Genomic DNA, 16,107 nt, shown 5'->3' with positions numbered 1-16,107 from the left:
GAGAATGTTTTAACTTTATAAATAAGAAAGAGAAGTACAACTAATATTAGTTGTACTTCTCTTTCTTATTTATAAAGTTAAAACATTCTCATATAGCAAGTAAAATAACACTCTCACTGTAAAAGTGAGAGGTTTTGTGTCAAAAACGATCGTTTACTTAACCCTTCGGGTCCAAATTCTTTATATTGTGCAATCCATCTTTCGATTAAACTTTTAGTCGATATTTCATATTTCTTTGCTAATGCTCTATAACCTAATGAACTATTTAAATATTCTTGAACTACCTTTAATTTAAATTCATATTTATAATGTTTACCCATAAAAATACACCCCAAAAGTTAGACTAAAAATCTAACTATTGGGGTGCACATCAATTCTAAGAAGTCTTTTTTATATTATTAATTTGTTTCTATATGCCCTCTTTGTTAATAATGTTAAATATAAATTGAACATTATTAACAAATTTTGAAAAAGGTGTTGGACGCGTTTACATAATGTAGTATCATATATTGTCGAATAAAATAATAAGGAGTCTTATAAATGAATACAATATTTGCACATCGAGGTTTACCTAAAATCACACCAGAGAATACATTAGCTTCTTTTGTAAAATGTGGGGAAATTGATAGTTTAAATTGGATAGAAATAGATATAGCTATTACAGCTGATGAAGAATTAATTATTATACATGATGACTTTTTAGATAGAACAACAAACACGACGGGTGAAGTATCTAAATCATATTATGAAGATATTAAAAATGCTTCAGCTGGACTATGGTTCGGGGAACAATACAATAAAGAAACAGTTCCTACATTCAAACAATTAATCGATATTGTAAACAAATATGATCTTAATGTGAATATTGAATTGAAAGGTGTTACAGGCAATAATAGTGTAAACCAATCGAAAAAGTTAATCCAACTTTTAAAAGAAAATCTTGGTTTATTGAATGACAATATTAAAGTGCTTATATCTAGTTTTAATTTTACGTTATTAAAATTAGCTCAAGAATCATTGCCTGAAGTTGAAAGAGCTGTTTTATTTGAAGAACATGCATTTTATCCAGATTGGCAATCAATCGTCGATTATTTAGGATCTAAAACTATACATATAGAGGATAAAGGATTAACAAAAGAAAAGGTTAATCATATTATTACTCAAGGTTATACTTTAAATGTTTGGACAGTAAACGATAAAGAAAGAGCTAACGAACTGTTTAATTGGGGCGTAAACGGCATATTTACAGATATAGCCAATGAGTTACTACACCTAAGTTCGGAAGAAACGGTGCAGTAATATGAATATGTTAATTGAAAAATTAGGCTTAAAAAATAGAAAAGACCTAGTAGGTTTCTTTTCTGTTTTAACAGCAGGACAACTTATATACTCAGGTTTTGAAGCCTTCAAAGGAACTTTTTACAATTTATTACTTGAAGTTTTGAACATATCTAATTCAGAGTTAGGCGTTATATTTAGTTTAATTGGTATATCTGTATTTTTCTATATACCTGGCGGATGGATAAACAACAGGTTTTCTGTTAAATCTATATTAATTTTTGGTTTGGTCGTTCGCTTTGTTACCATGACTGTCGTAATAATGTTTTCTCCCTCATTTAGTATTTTAAAAATAATTGCCATTATATGGGGAATAGTGGACGCTTTCTTTTGGCCAGCAGTATTAAATGGAGTTACTTTATTTACTAACGAAAATAAACGTGCACTCGGTTTTGGTCTCTTAGAATCGGTGAGACGAGCAGAAGAAATGCTAATGAATTTATTAATCGTTGCTGTTATGGCACTCTTTAGTGGACTTATTATATTTAAAGGAGGTATGTTGATATATAATTTATTAATAATACCTCTTATTTTCTTAATTATTAAGTATGTACCTAAGAATGGTATAGCCGTAGAGGGAGAAATCAATGAAAGTGATACATCAAATAAGTCACTCGAAGCGCTTAAGGGAATCTTTTTTGTTTTCTCAAAACCAAAGGTTTGGCTTGCTTCAATCAGTGCTTTAACTATATATTGGTGTTACATAATTTTAATCTATAGTGTCCCATATTTACAAAACATGTATAATTTATCGACGTCGCAAACAGCATTATTTGGGATTTTTAATACTGGTTTAATGGGCGTTTTAATGGGGCTTGTAGCTGGAGTTGTTTCAGATTTCGTTTTTAAATCCTCATCTAAAATGATTTCTGTTGCTTTATTAATTTCGGCTGTCACATTATCGATTGTTGTATTTTTTAAAGTGGATATGATTTTCAGTTTTGTACTTTTAATCTTATTCTCAGTAACTACCTTTTTATCTAAAAGCGTTATTTTAGCTCCGATAGCAGAACTTAAGATACCTGAGAAATATATGGGGTCTGCAATGAGCATAGGATCTTTTGTTGCTTACGCTCCAATATTTTGGGTTTATACCATGAATGGGTCATTACTTGATTTGTATTCTGATGATAAAATCGTTGCTTACGAATTGATATTTAAAATAGGTATAGGAATAGCTATTTTAGGTAGTTTATCCTCCTTATTATTAGTTATTATTAACAAACGAAAAAGCGGAAATACTATATAAGTGAATTAGGTGTACTTTTTTACTCCACCACTGCAATAAACGAGGTTTCAAAGGTATTAAAAAAGCAGCGATAATTATCGCTGCTTTTTATTTATAACTACGTACTACTGGTTTTTCATAATTAGAAATAAATTCTTCTATAGAATCTAAAGAATTACTAAAAAGTGTTTTTTCTCTATCAGTTATAGTTAAAAAGCCATTTTGAACCATGTCATCATACATATTTTCCATTGGATGATAATAACTGTTTATGTTATAGAATATACAAGGACTATCATTTTTGCCAACACCTGCCCAAGATATCACTTCTGTTATTTCTTCCAAAGTACCTGGGCCCCCAGGAAGAGCTATGCAAGCTTGCCCTAATTCTATGAATTTAGATATTTTTAGATATTTCTTGTTTATATTGTTTATACATATCAGTATTATTTACTTTTTTATCAATCTCTATTAATAATTGTTCAGTATATTCTTTTGATAAGTTAGCCTTATCTTTACAATACTTTTGCCATTCTAGTATAGGATCTATTTCACTCACATACCATTCCTCAATATTGGGTAAGATGAATACAAGATATCCTGCTAGTCCATGAATACCATTAGATTCTTTCGCAATTAGCGTGTGTAATATGAGGTGTTCAAATAAATCGCAGTAAACTAAATTTTCCTTATACACAAAATGTATTTATGCATATGGCATTTGAGACATTACAACCCGGTTTATTAGGCATTGTATTTGCAGCACTCGCAGCTGCTATTATGTCTACTGCTTCTGGAACATTACTCGCATCAGCTACCATTATTGCCAATGATTTATTAAAGCCGTTTTTCTTTAAAAATATCGAGGACAAAATGTTTTTATTATTAACGCGTATAACGACTTTGTGCCTTGCTATTATTGCCATTGTAATTGCAATGTCGATTAAAGAAGTGCTCGTTGCAATCGATATCGCTTATGCTATTTTAACAGGAGCTATTTTTATGCCAATTATGTTAGGAATATTTTTCAAATGGATTACTGGTAGAGCAGCATTTTTGGCAATTCTAGTTAGTATTATTACAGTTTTTTTATCTTTAATTATTGTTGGTCCAAGTTCAACCGGAACAATTATTTATGCGATTATTTTAAACACACTTACTTTACTAGGTATATCGTATTATGATAATAACGTAGCAAAGAAAAAGAATAGTATTGATTCAACGCGTACCGAGTGAAATAAAAGGAGGTTTTTCGATGAAGCCATTAAATCAATATATTTATGATATTGAAGTACCTGGTACCCGTCAATTTGCAAATAAAGTTGATCAATATGAAAATACGATTGATTTAACCTTAGGGCAATCAGGATTTGACCCACCTGAATATATTAAAGAAGCAATGATTGCGGCAATAACAGACAACAAATTACGTTACACACATAACAAAGGTCTGTTGGAGTTAAGAGAAACTATTTCAGAATATACTTTTAACAGGCATCAAACATATTTTAATCCTGAAAATGAAATTGTCGTGACTAATGGGGGCTCTGAAGGTATAGATGACGTATTGAGGACAATATTAAATCCGGGTGATGAAGTGATTTTGCCTTCTCCTACGTATTTAGGTTATGAACCTATTATAAAATTAGCAGGTTGTGATACTAAATTGGTAGATACCACAACTACAAATTTTAAACCTACGGCGAACAATCTTGAACAAGCTATTACTGAAAAGACGAAAGCAGTTATTTTTAATTATCCTACAAATCCAACAGGCACGACGCTGACTTATGATGAAATAGCATCGATTGTCAATGTACTAAAAGGTACAGGCATTTATATTATTACCGATGAAATATACAGTGAAAATGTTTATGAACGGAAACATCGCTCATTTATGGAATTTCCAGCAATTCGCAATCAACTATTTGTAATAAATGGCTTATCTAAATCCCATGCATTAACGGGTGCAAGAATAGGTTATGTACTCTCTACGCCCCATCTAATTGAGCAAGTAACAGCTGTACATTTATATAATTCAATATGTGTTGCTACACCAAGTCAATATGGAGCAATCAGCGCATTGAAACATGGTGATGAAGATATTAAAAAAATGAGTCAAGCGTATGTGGAACGACGTAATTATATATATAGTCGAATTCAAAAGATGGGTTTACCTGTTGAAAAACCAGAAGGTGCTTTTTATATTTTTCCTGATATTAGTCAATATAATCCAAATTCATTTGAATTTTGTACGGAGCTTTTAGAAAGTGAGCAACTAGCCGTAGTACCAGGGAAATCATTTTCACAATTTGGTGAGGGACATATTAGATTGTCATTTGCTTGTACTATGCAAGAAATAGCAGAAGCATGTGATAGACTACAACGATTTTTAGCAAACTATGATAAGCAAGTAAATTAATAAGCAAAAGAATATTGTTTGTAATTTTATGTTGAAACATCATTTAACGTATCGCAAGTAGATAGGCACATTTAATATAGTTATTAGCTTATTTTAAAAGTTTAGATATATTTGAAAATAAATATGAGTGGCAGTTTTATTCGTAAGAATTATCTTGATTAGCCAATTAAAATAATATGTAGAGTAGATAATCTATTGATTAGACCTCTATAACGCAAAGGTCGTTGTTTCTTATTAGTCAATTTGTTTAAATTTTTTGAAAATTATTGAATGCGACTATATGGATTGATATACTTTATAATACATATGAATTACGAATATACTGGAGGAATACGCTATGTCAGAAAAAATTGAATTTGTGCAACGTGAAAATCTTAAAGAAAAACCTGATCCAACTGATTTAAGTTTTGGAAAGTATTTCACTGACTATATGTTGAGCTACGACTATGATTTAGATAAAGGATGGCATAATTTACAAATTGTGCCGTATGGTCCAATTGAAATTTCTCCAGCCGCTCAAGCAATACATTATGGTCAAGCTGTATTTGAAGGTTTGAAGGCATACAAACATAATGGCGAAGTTGTCTTGTTTAGACCTGATGAAAACTTTAAACGTATCAATCACTCTTTAGCAAGATTAGAAATGCCCCAAGTAGATGAAGAGACAGTGTTAGAAGGATTAAAACAACTTGTAGATATTGAACGTGATTGGGTACCAGAAGGTGAAGGACAATCATTATACATAAGACCTTATGTCTTTGCTACAGAAGGTGTTTTAGGAGTACGTCCATCTTACTCTTATAAATTACTTATCATTTTATCGCCGTCTGGTTCTTATTATGGTGGTGAATCATTAAGTCCAACTAAAATTTATGTAGAAGATGAATATGTGCGTGCAGTTCGTGGTGGCGTTGGCCATGCTAAAGTAGCAGGTAACTATGCAGCGAGTTTATTAGCGCAAACGAATGCCTCTAAATTAGGTTATGATCAAGTGTTATGGCTAGATGGTGTGGAACAAAAATATGTAGAAGAAGTTGGCAGTATGAATATCTTCTTCGTCGAAAATGGTAAAGTTATAACACCAGAATTGAATGGCAGTATTTTACCAGGTATTACACGTAAATCGGTAATTGAGCTAGCCAAACAATTAGGTTATGAAGTAGAAGAACGCCGTGTATCCGTTGAGGAATTAATTGAATCTCATAAACAAGGTGAGTTAACTGAAGTGTTTGGTACAGGTACAGCGGCAGTTATTTCACCAGTAGGCCAATTGAAGTATGGTGAACAAGAAATTATTATTAATAATAATGAAACAGGTCCAGTTACGCAAAAACTTTATGACAACTATGTTGGCATTCAAAGTGGTCAATTAGCTGATCCACAAAATTGGAGAGTAGTTGTTCCTAAATATTAAACTTTTTATGTTATAACTAATATTATTATACGCAAAAATTAACTAAAATTGTAACATAGTACAGTGAAGTAGGGCATGAAAATCTATTGATTTCAGCGCTACTTCTTTTTTAATTAAATTGAGTATCATTTTTTGATATGATGAGAAAGTATAATACTAATAGTTATGCTATAGCATGGCATAATTGATATGAACTTAATAAAATGGATGTAAGTATGGGAGAGTAGGCACTTATGAAATGGATTTTATTTGATAAAGATGGCACATTGATACATTTTGATAGGAGTTGGATGAAGATTGGTCTCCAATTAGTAGATGACTTTATGATACAATATGAATCGGCTATAGGTGATGTGACAGAGGCTTATAAGCGATTAGGTATCGTGAATAATGAAATTCAACAAGGTACAGTTATGGCGTCTGGCTCGTTAGATGAAATCATTAATGCCTTTGATAACCTAGCAGGTCAAGATGTCTCATCATGGGCGCAACAACGAAGTCAAACATTAGTTGATCAACGTGTGCCTGAAAATGTGTGGGTAGAAGGTGTCGATCAAACAGTCAAAGCTTTACATCAGCAGGGCTATAAACTAGGTATTGTTACTAGCGATACGAAAAAAGGTGTCGAACAATTTTTAACTGATACAAATATGCATAAATACTTTGATGTGGTTATTTCAACTGAAGCAAATGCAGTAGAGAAACCTAATCCAGAGGTGCTAAAACCATTATTTGATAACTATGATGTCGATTCAATTGATGTTATGATCGTCGGTGATACAGCTAATGATATTAAAACTGGGAAAAATGCACAACTTGGGCTTAGTGTTGCAGTATTAACGGGTGTGGATATTAAAGAAACGTTTACAGAAGCAGATTATATTTTACCTACTGCCAATCAAGTGTTAGATATATTAAATTAATAGTAGAGTTTTCTAAGATATGTCATAATATACGAAACGTATATTATGACTTTTTTATAACAGAGGTGAGAGACGTGATTGATGGGAAGTATGCTGTATATCAAAGCGAAACATATAAAGTTGTTGATATAAGTGGTAGTGAAGTGTTGCTTGTTACAGAAGATGCAGCGAGCGAACTAAAGGGATTTCAAGCAGAAACTACAACACACACATTACATACGCTGTATTATAAACATGTGCAACGTGATAAGTTAGATGAGTTATATGAGTTGTTTCAAGAAGCACGATATCAAGGGGCTATATTTGACTATTATCAAGATAATGAAGGCAATCATTATATAGGTACAAATGATCAAGAAAAAGCGAATACGTTTGGTTTAGTTGCATCACTTGATGATTATTATAGTGCAGTGGTGGCTGAAGAAGACATAGAAAAAATTATTCATCGACATCATTTAGAATAAAAAAAGAGGGGCATGAGTTTACTCATAGCTCCTCTTTTTAGGTTGAATATTTAATGTTGTCGTTGATCTACGTTTCTATAAGTATCAATAACTGTTTTGATTTTATTGATGACACCGTCAAGGGAGTCTGGGTCATCATGTAAGTCATATTCATTGATGTTAACTCTGACTACTGGACAAGCGTTAAATTCGCTAACCCAATTGTCATAGCGTTGGAATAGTTTTTGCCAATATGCAGGATCTGTGTCAATTTCCATTTGACGGCCACGTTGTTTAATACGTTCAATGACATCATTATAATCACATTCTAAATAAATAAGGACATCTGGTTTTGGGAAGTATGGTGTCATAACCATAGCATTAAATAATTCAGAATACGTATGGAAATCTTCAGGAGTCATAGTTCCTTGTTCTTCGTGCATTTTCGCAAAAATATCGACATCTTCATAAATAGAACGATCTTGAATAAAGCCGCCACCATATTCAAACATACGTTTTTGTTCTTTAAAACGTTCGGCTAAGAAATATATTTGTAAATGAAAGCTCCAACGTTCAAAATCGTGATAAAACTTATCTAAATATGGGTTATGTTCTACGTTCTCAAAAGAAGTACGGAAGTTTAAGCGTTCGGCTAATGCTTTAGTTAACGTTGATTTACCTACACCTACTGTACCCGCAATGGTAATCACTGCGTCTTGTGGTATACCGTAATTATTCATGTACATTTCCTCCAATCATGGGTTTCACTAAATTTAATATATAAGCATAATCATCTGCGTGTTGTACAAAATCAAGATGGGTCGTATCAATTTTAATGACATTCGCACCTTCAGCTTTTAACGTATCGTAATATTGATTATAATCTCGTTTCAATGATAATAAATAGTCATCTGAAATTTGATGCTCAAAGCTACGATTGCGTTGTGCAATTCGTGACTTTAACACTTGTAAGTCGGCATCCAGAAAGATAATCATATTAGGCATTTGTAAGTCTTCAGTTAAAATATCATAGATACGGGAGAATTTTTCAAACTCTACAGGTGTAAGTGTGTTATGTGCAAATATTTTATTTTTGTGGATATGATAATCGCTGACAATACCATTTTGAATTTGGGCAATGTCTTGAAATTGTTTATATCGATTACATAAGAAAAACATTTCGGTTTGGAAGCTCCATTTTGAAATGTCTTCATAGAACTCTGATAAAAAAGGATTTTCATCGACAATCTCTTTTTCTTCGTAAAAATTGAACTCACAACTGAGTTTATGTGTTAATGAGGATTTACCGACACCAATCGGTCCCTCTATTGCTATAAATGTGTTTTTCATAATTAACGCTCCAATGTTAAAATAGACAATAAGTATTGTACCATATGTGAGGAGTAAGACCCATGACAAGAGATGAATTTTATATGGAAATTGCGTTGGCAGAAGCACGCAAAGCAAATAATATTGGAGAAGTACCGATTGGTGCAATCATTGTGAAAGATGAAGAAGTTATCGCTAGAGCACATAATTTGAGAGAAACTTTGCAAGACCCAACAGCGCATGCAGAGCATATTGCAATTCAAAAGGCAGCTGAAGTAATAGGTAGTTGGCGCTTAGAAGGTTGTACATTGTATGTTACTTTGGAACCTTGTGTGATGTGTGCAGGGACTATTGTTATGAGTCGTATACCACATGTTGTGTATGGCGCACCAGATCCGAAGGGTGGATGTGGCGGTAGCTTGATGGATTTAATACAAGAAGCACGATTTAATCATCGTGCCAGTGTAACATCTGGTATATTAGAGCAAAGTTGTGCTGAAATGTTAACGTGTTTTTTTAAAAACATTAGAAAACAGAAAAAAATCAGTCGAACAGAGGATAATACAAATAGCTAAAGATTTATTAAACTATATAATGTGTTACAAATTTGTGGCAAATGAGAATAATTCATAGTGTTTGTGTGATTGAGAAAAGAAGGAAATGAGGTCATTAATAATGATAAATTTAATTGCAACAGATATGGACGGGACGTTATTAAATGCGGCACATGAGATTTCAGAGGAGAATATAAATGCGATTCATTATGCGCAATCACTAGGTATCACAGTAGTTATTGCCACAGGAAGAGCTTTTTATGAAGCGAGTACACCCGTTGCACAAACTGATTTAAAAGTACCATATATATGTTTGAATGGTGCAGAAGTTAGGGATGAATCTTTCAATATTAGTAGTACTTCAAATTTAAACCGTGAGTTAATTGATAGAATTACTGGTGAACTGAACAGTGAAGATATTTATTATCAAATCTATACGAATATTGGTATTTATACGGAAAATCCAGAACGTGATTTAGAAATTTATATCGATATTGCAGAACGTGCAGGTCAACAAGCAGATGTTGAAAAGATTAAAGCTGGTATTCAAAAACGTATTGATAATGGTACGTTAAAAGTGGTGGAAAACTACGATAAAATTAAAGAAACTCCCGGAGAAATCGTCATGAAAATATTAGCATTTGATAGCGATTTGGAGAAGATTGATCGTGTCAGTGCTAAGTTGGCCGAGTCTGGTAGTCTAGCTGTTTCTTCTTCTTCTAGAGGGAATATTGAAATCACACATGCGGATGCTCAAAAAGGAATTGCATTAGCTACAATTGCCGAAAAACTACATATTGATATGGATAATGTTATGGCGATAGGAGATAATCTCAATGATATTTCTATGTTAGAACGTGTTGGTTATCCGGTAGCAATGTCAAATGGTACTGAAGAAGTGAAAGCAGCATCTAAATATATCACTGAAACAAATGAAAACAGTGGTGTGGGCAAAGCCATCATGAAATTGCTTGCAGAATGTAACAAATAATACTATGAGGTGACATAAATGAAAGGTTTAATAATTGTTGGAAGTGCCAAAGTTGGCTCTCATACAACAGCGTTATCAAAATATTTGAAAGGTCATTTTGAAACGCATGATTTTGAAGTAGAAATTTTTGATTTAGCTGATAAACCTATACATCAGTTAGATGTTTCAGGAGCGTTAGCGCCTCTAGAAACTTACAAAGCAAATTTACAAGAGCTACAAACTAAAGCACGCGAAGCGGACTTTTTCGTGCTAGGTACACCAAACTACCACGGTTCGTACTCTGGTATTATAAAAAATGCGTTAGATCATTTAACTATGGATGATTTTAAAATGAAACCAGTTGGCTTAATTGGTAACAGTGGTGGAATTGTCAGTGCAGAACCACTATCTCATTTACGTTTGATCGTCCGTACATTATTAGGTATCGCGATACCAACTCAAATTGCTACACATGACTCTGATTATAAAAAATTAGATGATGGTACATATTATTTAGCAAATGAAGAGTTCCAATTACGTGCGAGATTGTTCGTAGATCAAATTGTTTCATTTGCTCAAAATAGTCCATATGAACATTTAAAATAAACCATTTTTCTTAGCTACTTAAATATGATGTTTGCGTTAGAGACAGTTACATCGGTCTACGTAAGGCGTCGTACTTAAGTAGCTTTTATTGTGGCGTCATAATTACAGTGTTAACAATTTCTTTGAACCGTAAAAGTAAGTTGTTGATTTTAGCTAATTGAATATCATATAAGTGTATGCGGCGTTCATCGTGTAAATCACGTTCTTTCTTGAGTAAACCTAAAGCGATAAGGTTACTGAGTTGTGTTGAAATGGGTGTGTTTTTGTTGTACAGTGCTTGTTTTAATTCAGTTGCTTCGATGCTGTGCTTATTAATTGTCGCAATTTTATCTAATATAACAATTTCAACTAATGTTAAATTTAAATCTTGCTTGATTAATCGTTTTATTAAAGTACGTTTTTCTTCGTAATGAATAATATTCATAATATAAAACCTCCAATGAATAAAGTGACAATGTCAGTGAGTCGGATTTTTAATAAATTCCGGCTATATAAAAAATCAATTAAGCTGAGTTATTTCTGTGTGTGAAATGATAGTGTGTTATCGAACATTGTGTCACTTTAATGTATGTATAATAGGTGGAAAATAAATTTAAAATAAGATGGTTAACAGGTATTAAGTAGTAGCCATATAAGTATTTACTATATGCCCATTATTGTAATATTTTTTTGACTAGATAGAAATAAAGTTTTTTTACTCTTAGTAGCTAAATATTTACTATATAAAATGTTGATAATCTAGATATTGTTAAAATATTAATAAATAATGCTTTTATTTACAAATTAACAAAATGGGGGTGGGATAGAAATCTGAATTTATTAAATGGATTGCGTTGTCTTACTTCGACATGGATGGCTAAAACTGACCAAGTTTCCGGCTTTGTTGGCAGTTTTTGTGCACGCTTTCCGCGGGCACTGCCTTAGCCTGTAGTCTTCGGCAAGTGCTATTCCCGCAGGAGTTGGCACAAAAGACTGCTAATATTATAGATAAACGCTTAGGAGACCTAAAATTTAAGGGCAATTTAATGCTAATACAAAAAGAGACTGGGACGAATCAATTTTGTCCCAGTCTCTTAAAATGTTTATATGAAATTATTTACGATATTTTAATTTAGCAAAAGCATCATGTTGGTGGATTGATTCTTCGTTACGACATTCAATATCAAAACCGTCTATCCAGTCTAATTCTACTAAATCTGCAGCGATTAAACGAATTAAATCTTCGACAAAACGAGGGTTTTCGTAGGCACGTTCAGTGACACTTTTTTCGTCAGGTCTTTTTAAAATTGGATAAAGGATAGAACTTGCATTTGCTTCCATAGCATCTAAGATTTTTTCTTTATAATCATCGATAAGTTCTTTATCTTTATTCATATATGCTTTGACCGTAACAATACCACGTTGATTATGTGCCGAATATTCACTAATCTCTTTTGAACAAGGGCACAGTGTAGTAACTGCCGCTTCGACAGTTAATTCTTTTCTGGTAACGGAGTGTTTATCGATAGCTAAACCATAAGTAACATCTGCATGTCCGACTGCTTTAATGTTAGTTACTGGGCTAATGCGATCGAAGAACCATTTACCAGACACATCGACACCGGCATCATTTTGATTCATACTTTTTTGTAAGCTTTGTAATACTTGATATAAAGCAGTGAAATCTAACTCAATCCCATTATTGTAATGTTTTTCCACACTTTCTAAAATTCTACTCATGTTAATGCCTTTTTCATCTAGTTTTAAACTCGTTGAAAAACTAAATGTACCAGCAGTTTGGAAACGATCAATGAGTACAGGATAGACCAAGTTTTTAATGCCAACTTCTTCTATTTCAAACAAGAAATTTTTATGCGTACTTTGTAGGTCTTTCATTTTTTCTTTAATTGTTGGTTTGGTACCTTCGATAGGGTCGACAGAACCGAAGTGTTTCCATCTGCCTTCTCTTGTAGATAAATCAAATTCAGTCATGCTATTGCCTCCACTTAAGATTCAAAGTTATAAGTCCAATAAGGTTCAACTTCTAAGAAGCCTTTTGCTTCACCAGATAGTTCCGGTGTGGCCAATTGTTGTAAGAAAGGACCTGTTTGTGATGCGTGTGCTTCAAATGCGCGTAGTTTTACCTCTTTATAATCACTGATCTCATTTAAGATATCAGGCTCACCTAATTTTTCGGGAGCATCATTGCTAAATGCTACTAATTGTAATCTTGGTCTTTCATTTTTAGGCATACGACCGACAGTACGTACGACTGCTTCTGCAGTGGCTTCATGGTCAGGGTGCACTGCAAATTGTGGATAAAATGAAATAATCACTGACGGTTTTAATTCATCTATCAATGATTTTATCATAGCGTCCATTTCATCATTTGGTTCGAATTCGACAGTTTTATCACGCAATCCCATTTTACGTAAATCTGTGATGCCTATTGCTTCCATTGCTGCTTCTAGCTCTTTTTCGCGAATATCTGGTAACGACTCTCTAGTTGCGAACGGTGGATTCCCGAGGTTACGACCCATCTGACCTAAAGTTAGGCATGCATAAGTGACGGGAACGCCGTTATTAATATAGCGTGCAAGTGTTCCGGCTGATGAGAATGTTTCATCGTCTGGATGTGGAAAGACAACCAGTACGTGATTTTCTTCTGACATATGTGGTGTCCTCCTTTAAATATTAAATGGTTGTGTGCTGATTTCTAATGTAGCTGCAAGTTGACCTTCATAATTAAAACCTGCAATTAGAAATTCTCCATTATCATTGATTTCGTAATGTGTTACTCCTTGTACATAAACCCATCCATTATTTGTAAGTTTTAAACCAACGCGAAATGGGTCTTTGTCGCCACCTTTTAATTGTGCATGTTCAAAGGTAATATTGATATTTCTTAAAAATGTCCCTGCATTAAAAACACGTTGATCAAAATGGTTGGCATACGCGCCATTTGTAGTCTCAACATGGATATAAACAGGCTTATTTGCATATGATGTTAGTATGGATTGTACTTTTTCTCGTTCGATAAGTTCCAACAACTTCACTCCCTGTTTGATGTTTAGTAATTTAAGTGATTAAACATAACATTCACTAATATCATGAATGCTAATACTAAAAATCGGAATAAGAATATATTTTAAATAGGAAAAAACATCCTATACCAGTTTATTAAAATAACTACATTTAATTACTATTATTTTTCTATTCTACTAAAAACTGCGGTAGAAATGTATAACTATGCTCAATTAATTTTATAAATTGAATATTAATGATACAGGATTTTAGGTTAAATAACTAGCCCCATGATAAACTAAGAGTTGATAATGTTATTTGCTGTTAATGATGCCAACAGTATACATTTAAATAAAAGTATCGAAAAGTTTATAGAGGGGGAAGTTTTGTGAAAATAACTAATTTAGGTTCGCAGTCTTATGCATCTTTTTATGTAGCGTGTGAATTATATAAGCAGATGAACGGTGATAAGCATAGTAAGTTAGGCCTAGCTACTGGCGGGACGATGGTTGACGTGTATCGATTTTTAGTAGAGTTATTGCATAAAAATCAACTTGATGTGAGTGATGTTATAACGTTCAATTTAGATGAATATGTCGGTTTAACTTCAAACCATCCACAAAGTTATCATTATTATATGAATGATATATTATTTAATCAATATCCTTACTTTACTACAACACAAACTTATATTCCAAGAGGCGATGCTGATGATTTAGATCAAGAAGCTAAGCGCTACGAACAACTTATAGATGAGTTAGGGCCGGTTGATATTCAAATATTAGGCATTGGAGAAAATGGTCATATTGGCTTTAATGAACCAGGCACTGATCTTAATAGCCCAACACACATTGTAGATTTAACAGAAAGTACCATTCAGGCAAATAGTCGCTATTTTGAACATGAAGCTGAAGTACCAAAACAAGCAGTGTCGATGGGATTAGCATCAATTTTAAAGGCGAAGCGGATTATTTTATTAGCATTTGGAGAGAAAAAACGAGCAGCTATAACAAAATTAGCACAAAAAGAAGTAAATAAAGATGTGCCAGCAACTATATTACATGCACATCCCAATGTGGAAATATATGTAGACGATGCAGCAGCACCTTTTTAATTAACATATCGTTTTAATCATGTTTTCTCAGGGTAGAGATGTAATGTACGAAATATAAGCAGTTTTTATGCATATTGAAGTGTATTTTAGTAGCATTAAGATATGATGAAATATTGAAAGGATGAGATTATTGGAATTACAATTAGCAATTGATTTATTAAACAAAGAAGAAGCAGCAGAGTTAGCTAATAAAGTAAAAGACTATGTTGATATTGTAGAAATTGGTACACCAATAGTAATCAATGAAGGTTTACCATCTGTACAGCATTTAAATGATAATGTTGATGGTGTAAAAGTATTAGCAGATTTAAAAATTATGGATGCTGCCGATTACGAAGTAAGCCAAGCAGTTAAATTTGGCGCAGATGTTGTAACCATCCTTGGTGTTGCAGAAGATGCATCAATTAAAGCAGCAGTTGATGAAGCACATAAACATGGCAAACAATTATTAGTAGATATGATTGCAGTACAAGATTTAGAAAAACGTGCGAAAGATTTAGATGATTTAGGCGCAGATTATATCGCTGTTCATACTGGTTATGACTTACAAGCTGAAGGTCAATCTCCTTTAGAAAGTTTACGTAAAGTTAAATCTGTAATTAGTAATTCTAAAGTAGCAGTCGCAGGTGGTATTAAACCAGATACAATTAAAGATATTGTTTCAGAAAATCCTGATTTAATTATTGTTGGTGGCGGCATTGCAAATGCTGATGACCCTGTAGAAGCTGCTAAACAATGTAGAGCTGCGATTGAAGGAAAATAA

21 protein-coding genes and 1 pseudogene are annotated in these 16,107 nt (G+C 32.9%); 12 read left to right on the top strand and 10 right to left on the bottom strand.

Annotated elements, in window-relative coordinates; all coding sequences use genetic code 11:
* Nucleotides 1-113: 113 nt before the first annotated feature.
* Nucleotides 114-320, bottom strand: a complete 207-nt coding sequence (locus tag KA845_RS05040; protein ID WP_103388415.1) for a helix-turn-helix domain-containing protein — start codon at nt 318-320, stop codon at nt 114-116.
* Nucleotides 321-540: 220 nt separating this feature from the next.
* Here KA845_RS05040 and KA845_RS05035 point away from each other — a divergent pair, with 220 nt between their 5' ends.
* A complete protein-coding gene (locus KA845_RS05035) occupies nt 541-1,299 on the top strand; it encodes a glycerophosphodiester phosphodiesterase family protein (protein WP_103388414.1) in 759 nt (252 codons plus the stop codon).
* A 1-nt stretch (nt 1,300) separates the two neighbouring features.
* Complete coding sequence (locus KA845_RS05030) at nt 1,301-2,587, top strand: MFS transporter (protein WP_021459097.1); 1,287 nt, start codon at nt 1,301-1,303, stop codon at nt 2,585-2,587.
* 87 nt (nt 2,588-2,674) lie between these two features.
* Here the strand turns inward: KA845_RS05030 and KA845_RS05025 are convergent, their stop codons facing one another.
* The 3 genes and pseudogenes from KA845_RS05025 to KA845_RS13155 form a co-directional block, all read right to left on the bottom strand.
* Nucleotides 2,675-2,959, bottom strand: a complete 285-nt coding sequence (locus KA845_RS05025; protein WP_258027394.1) for an LOG family protein — start codon at nt 2,957-2,959, stop codon at nt 2,675-2,677.
* 4 nt (nt 2,960-2,963) lie between these two features.
* Entirely contained in the window at nt 2,964-3,125 is a 162-nt protein-coding gene (locus KA845_RS13005; RefSeq protein WP_021459099.1) for a hypothetical protein, read from the bottom strand.
* Nucleotides 3,126-3,182: 57 nt separating this feature from the next.
* A pseudogene (locus KA845_RS13155) lies at nt 3,183-3,263 on the bottom strand (hypothetical protein); the annotation flags it as partial.
* 11 nt (nt 3,264-3,274) lie between these two features.
* Between KA845_RS13155 and KA845_RS05015 the strand changes: the two are divergent.
* The 5 genes from KA845_RS05015 to KA845_RS04995 all read left to right on the top strand — a co-directional run bounded on the left by KA845_RS05015 (nt 3,275) and on the right by KA845_RS04995 (nt 7,789).
* Nucleotides 3,275-3,802, top strand: a complete 528-nt coding sequence (locus KA845_RS05015) for a sodium:solute symporter family transporter (RefSeq protein ID WP_227006523.1) — start codon at nt 3,275-3,277, stop codon at nt 3,800-3,802.
* Between the two features lie 19 nt (nt 3,803-3,821).
* Nucleotides 3,822-4,988 (top strand): aminotransferase class I/II-fold pyridoxal phosphate-dependent enzyme, encoded by a 1,167-nt coding sequence (locus KA845_RS05010; RefSeq protein ID WP_021459101.1) that lies wholly within the window; start codon nt 3,822-3,824, stop codon nt 4,986-4,988.
* Nucleotides 4,989-5,325: 337 nt separating this feature from the next.
* Nucleotides 5,326-6,402 carry a branched-chain amino acid aminotransferase gene (locus KA845_RS05005; RefSeq protein WP_021459102.1) on the top strand — a complete coding sequence of 359 codons (1,077 nt, stop codon included), beginning with the start codon at nt 5,326-5,328 and terminating at the stop codon, nt 6,400-6,402.
* Between the two features lie 233 nt (nt 6,403-6,635).
* Nucleotides 6,636-7,325 carry an HAD family hydrolase gene (locus KA845_RS05000; protein ID WP_103388411.1) on the top strand — a complete coding sequence of 230 codons (690 nt, stop codon included), beginning with the start codon at nt 6,636-6,638 and terminating at the stop codon, nt 7,323-7,325.
* A gap of 74 nt (nt 7,326-7,399) precedes the next feature.
* Entirely contained in the window at nt 7,400-7,789 is a 390-nt protein-coding gene (locus KA845_RS04995; RefSeq protein WP_002509522.1) for a hypothetical protein, read from the top strand.
* Nucleotides 7,790-7,839: 50 nt separating this feature from the next.
* On the opposite strand, the gene KA845_RS04990 is transcribed toward KA845_RS04995, so the two are convergent.
* A complete protein-coding gene (locus tag KA845_RS04990) occupies nt 7,840-8,508 on the bottom strand; it encodes a deoxynucleoside kinase (RefSeq protein WP_002509523.1) in 669 nt (222 codons plus the stop codon).
* Complete coding sequence (locus KA845_RS04985) at nt 8,501-9,118, bottom strand: deoxynucleoside kinase (RefSeq protein ID WP_021459104.1); 618 nt, start codon at nt 9,116-9,118, stop codon at nt 8,501-8,503. The genes KA845_RS04990 and KA845_RS04985 overlap by 8 nt, the downstream gene beginning before the upstream one ends.
* Nucleotides 9,119-9,180: 62 nt before the next feature.
* Between KA845_RS04985 and tadA the strand changes: the two genes are divergently transcribed.
* The 3 genes from tadA to KA845_RS04970 all read left to right on the top strand — a co-directional run bounded on the left by tadA (nt 9,181) and on the right by KA845_RS04970 (nt 11,227).
* Complete coding sequence (tadA, locus tag KA845_RS04980) at nt 9,181-9,672, top strand: tRNA adenosine(34) deaminase TadA (RefSeq protein WP_002509525.1); 492 nt, start codon at nt 9,181-9,183, stop codon at nt 9,670-9,672.
* Nucleotides 9,673-9,772: 100 nt separating this feature from the next.
* Entirely contained in the window at nt 9,773-10,642 is an 870-nt protein-coding gene (locus KA845_RS04975) for a Cof-type HAD-IIB family hydrolase (protein ID WP_002509526.1), read from the top strand.
* Between the two features lie 18 nt (nt 10,643-10,660).
* Entirely contained in the window at nt 10,661-11,227 is a 567-nt protein-coding gene (locus KA845_RS04970; protein ID WP_002509527.1) for an NADPH-dependent FMN reductase, read from the top strand.
* Nucleotides 11,228-11,312: 85 nt separating this feature from the next.
* On the opposite strand, the gene KA845_RS04965 is transcribed toward KA845_RS04970, so the two are convergent.
* The 4 genes from KA845_RS04965 to KA845_RS04950 form a co-directional block, all read right to left on the bottom strand.
* Nucleotides 11,313-11,651 (bottom strand): transcriptional regulator, SarA/Rot family, encoded by a 339-nt coding sequence (locus KA845_RS04965; RefSeq protein ID WP_002509528.1) that lies wholly within the window; start codon nt 11,649-11,651, stop codon nt 11,313-11,315.
* Nucleotides 11,652-12,319: 668 nt separating this feature from the next.
* The gene (folE2, locus tag KA845_RS04960) at nt 12,320-13,198 is read right to left on the bottom strand and encodes a GTP cyclohydrolase FolE2 (RefSeq protein WP_002509529.1); all 879 of its coding nucleotides are present in this window, start codon (nt 13,196-13,198) and stop codon (nt 12,320-12,322) included.
* Between the two features lie 14 nt (nt 13,199-13,212).
* The gene (bshB2, locus tag KA845_RS04955) at nt 13,213-13,878 is read right to left on the bottom strand and encodes a bacillithiol biosynthesis deacetylase BshB2 (RefSeq protein WP_103388410.1); all 666 of its coding nucleotides are present in this window, start codon (nt 13,876-13,878) and stop codon (nt 13,213-13,215) included.
* Between the two features lie 15 nt (nt 13,879-13,893).
* Entirely contained in the window at nt 13,894-14,253 is a 360-nt protein-coding gene (locus KA845_RS04950; RefSeq protein ID WP_210127813.1) for a YojF family protein, read from the bottom strand.
* A 365-nt stretch (nt 14,254-14,618) separates the two neighbouring features.
* On the opposite strand from KA845_RS04950, the gene nagB reads away from it, so the two are divergent.
* Nucleotides 14,619-15,344: a glucosamine-6-phosphate deaminase gene (gene nagB / locus KA845_RS04945; protein WP_103388409.1), complete on the top strand. Its 726-nt coding sequence runs from the start codon at nt 14,619-14,621 to the stop codon at nt 15,342-15,344.
* Between the two features lie 130 nt (nt 15,345-15,474).
* Entirely contained in the window at nt 15,475-16,107 is a 633-nt protein-coding gene (hxlA, locus tag KA845_RS04940; protein ID WP_103388408.1) for a 3-hexulose-6-phosphate synthase, read from the top strand.

The sequence above is a fragment of the Staphylococcus sp. GDX8P114P-2 genome (assembly GCF_017892945.1).
GTDB lineage: Bacteria > Bacillota > Bacilli > Staphylococcales > Staphylococcaceae > Staphylococcus > Staphylococcus arlettae.
The sequence above is the reverse complement of the archived record's forward strand: the minus strand, read 5'-3'. Positions and strand labels throughout refer to the sequence as shown.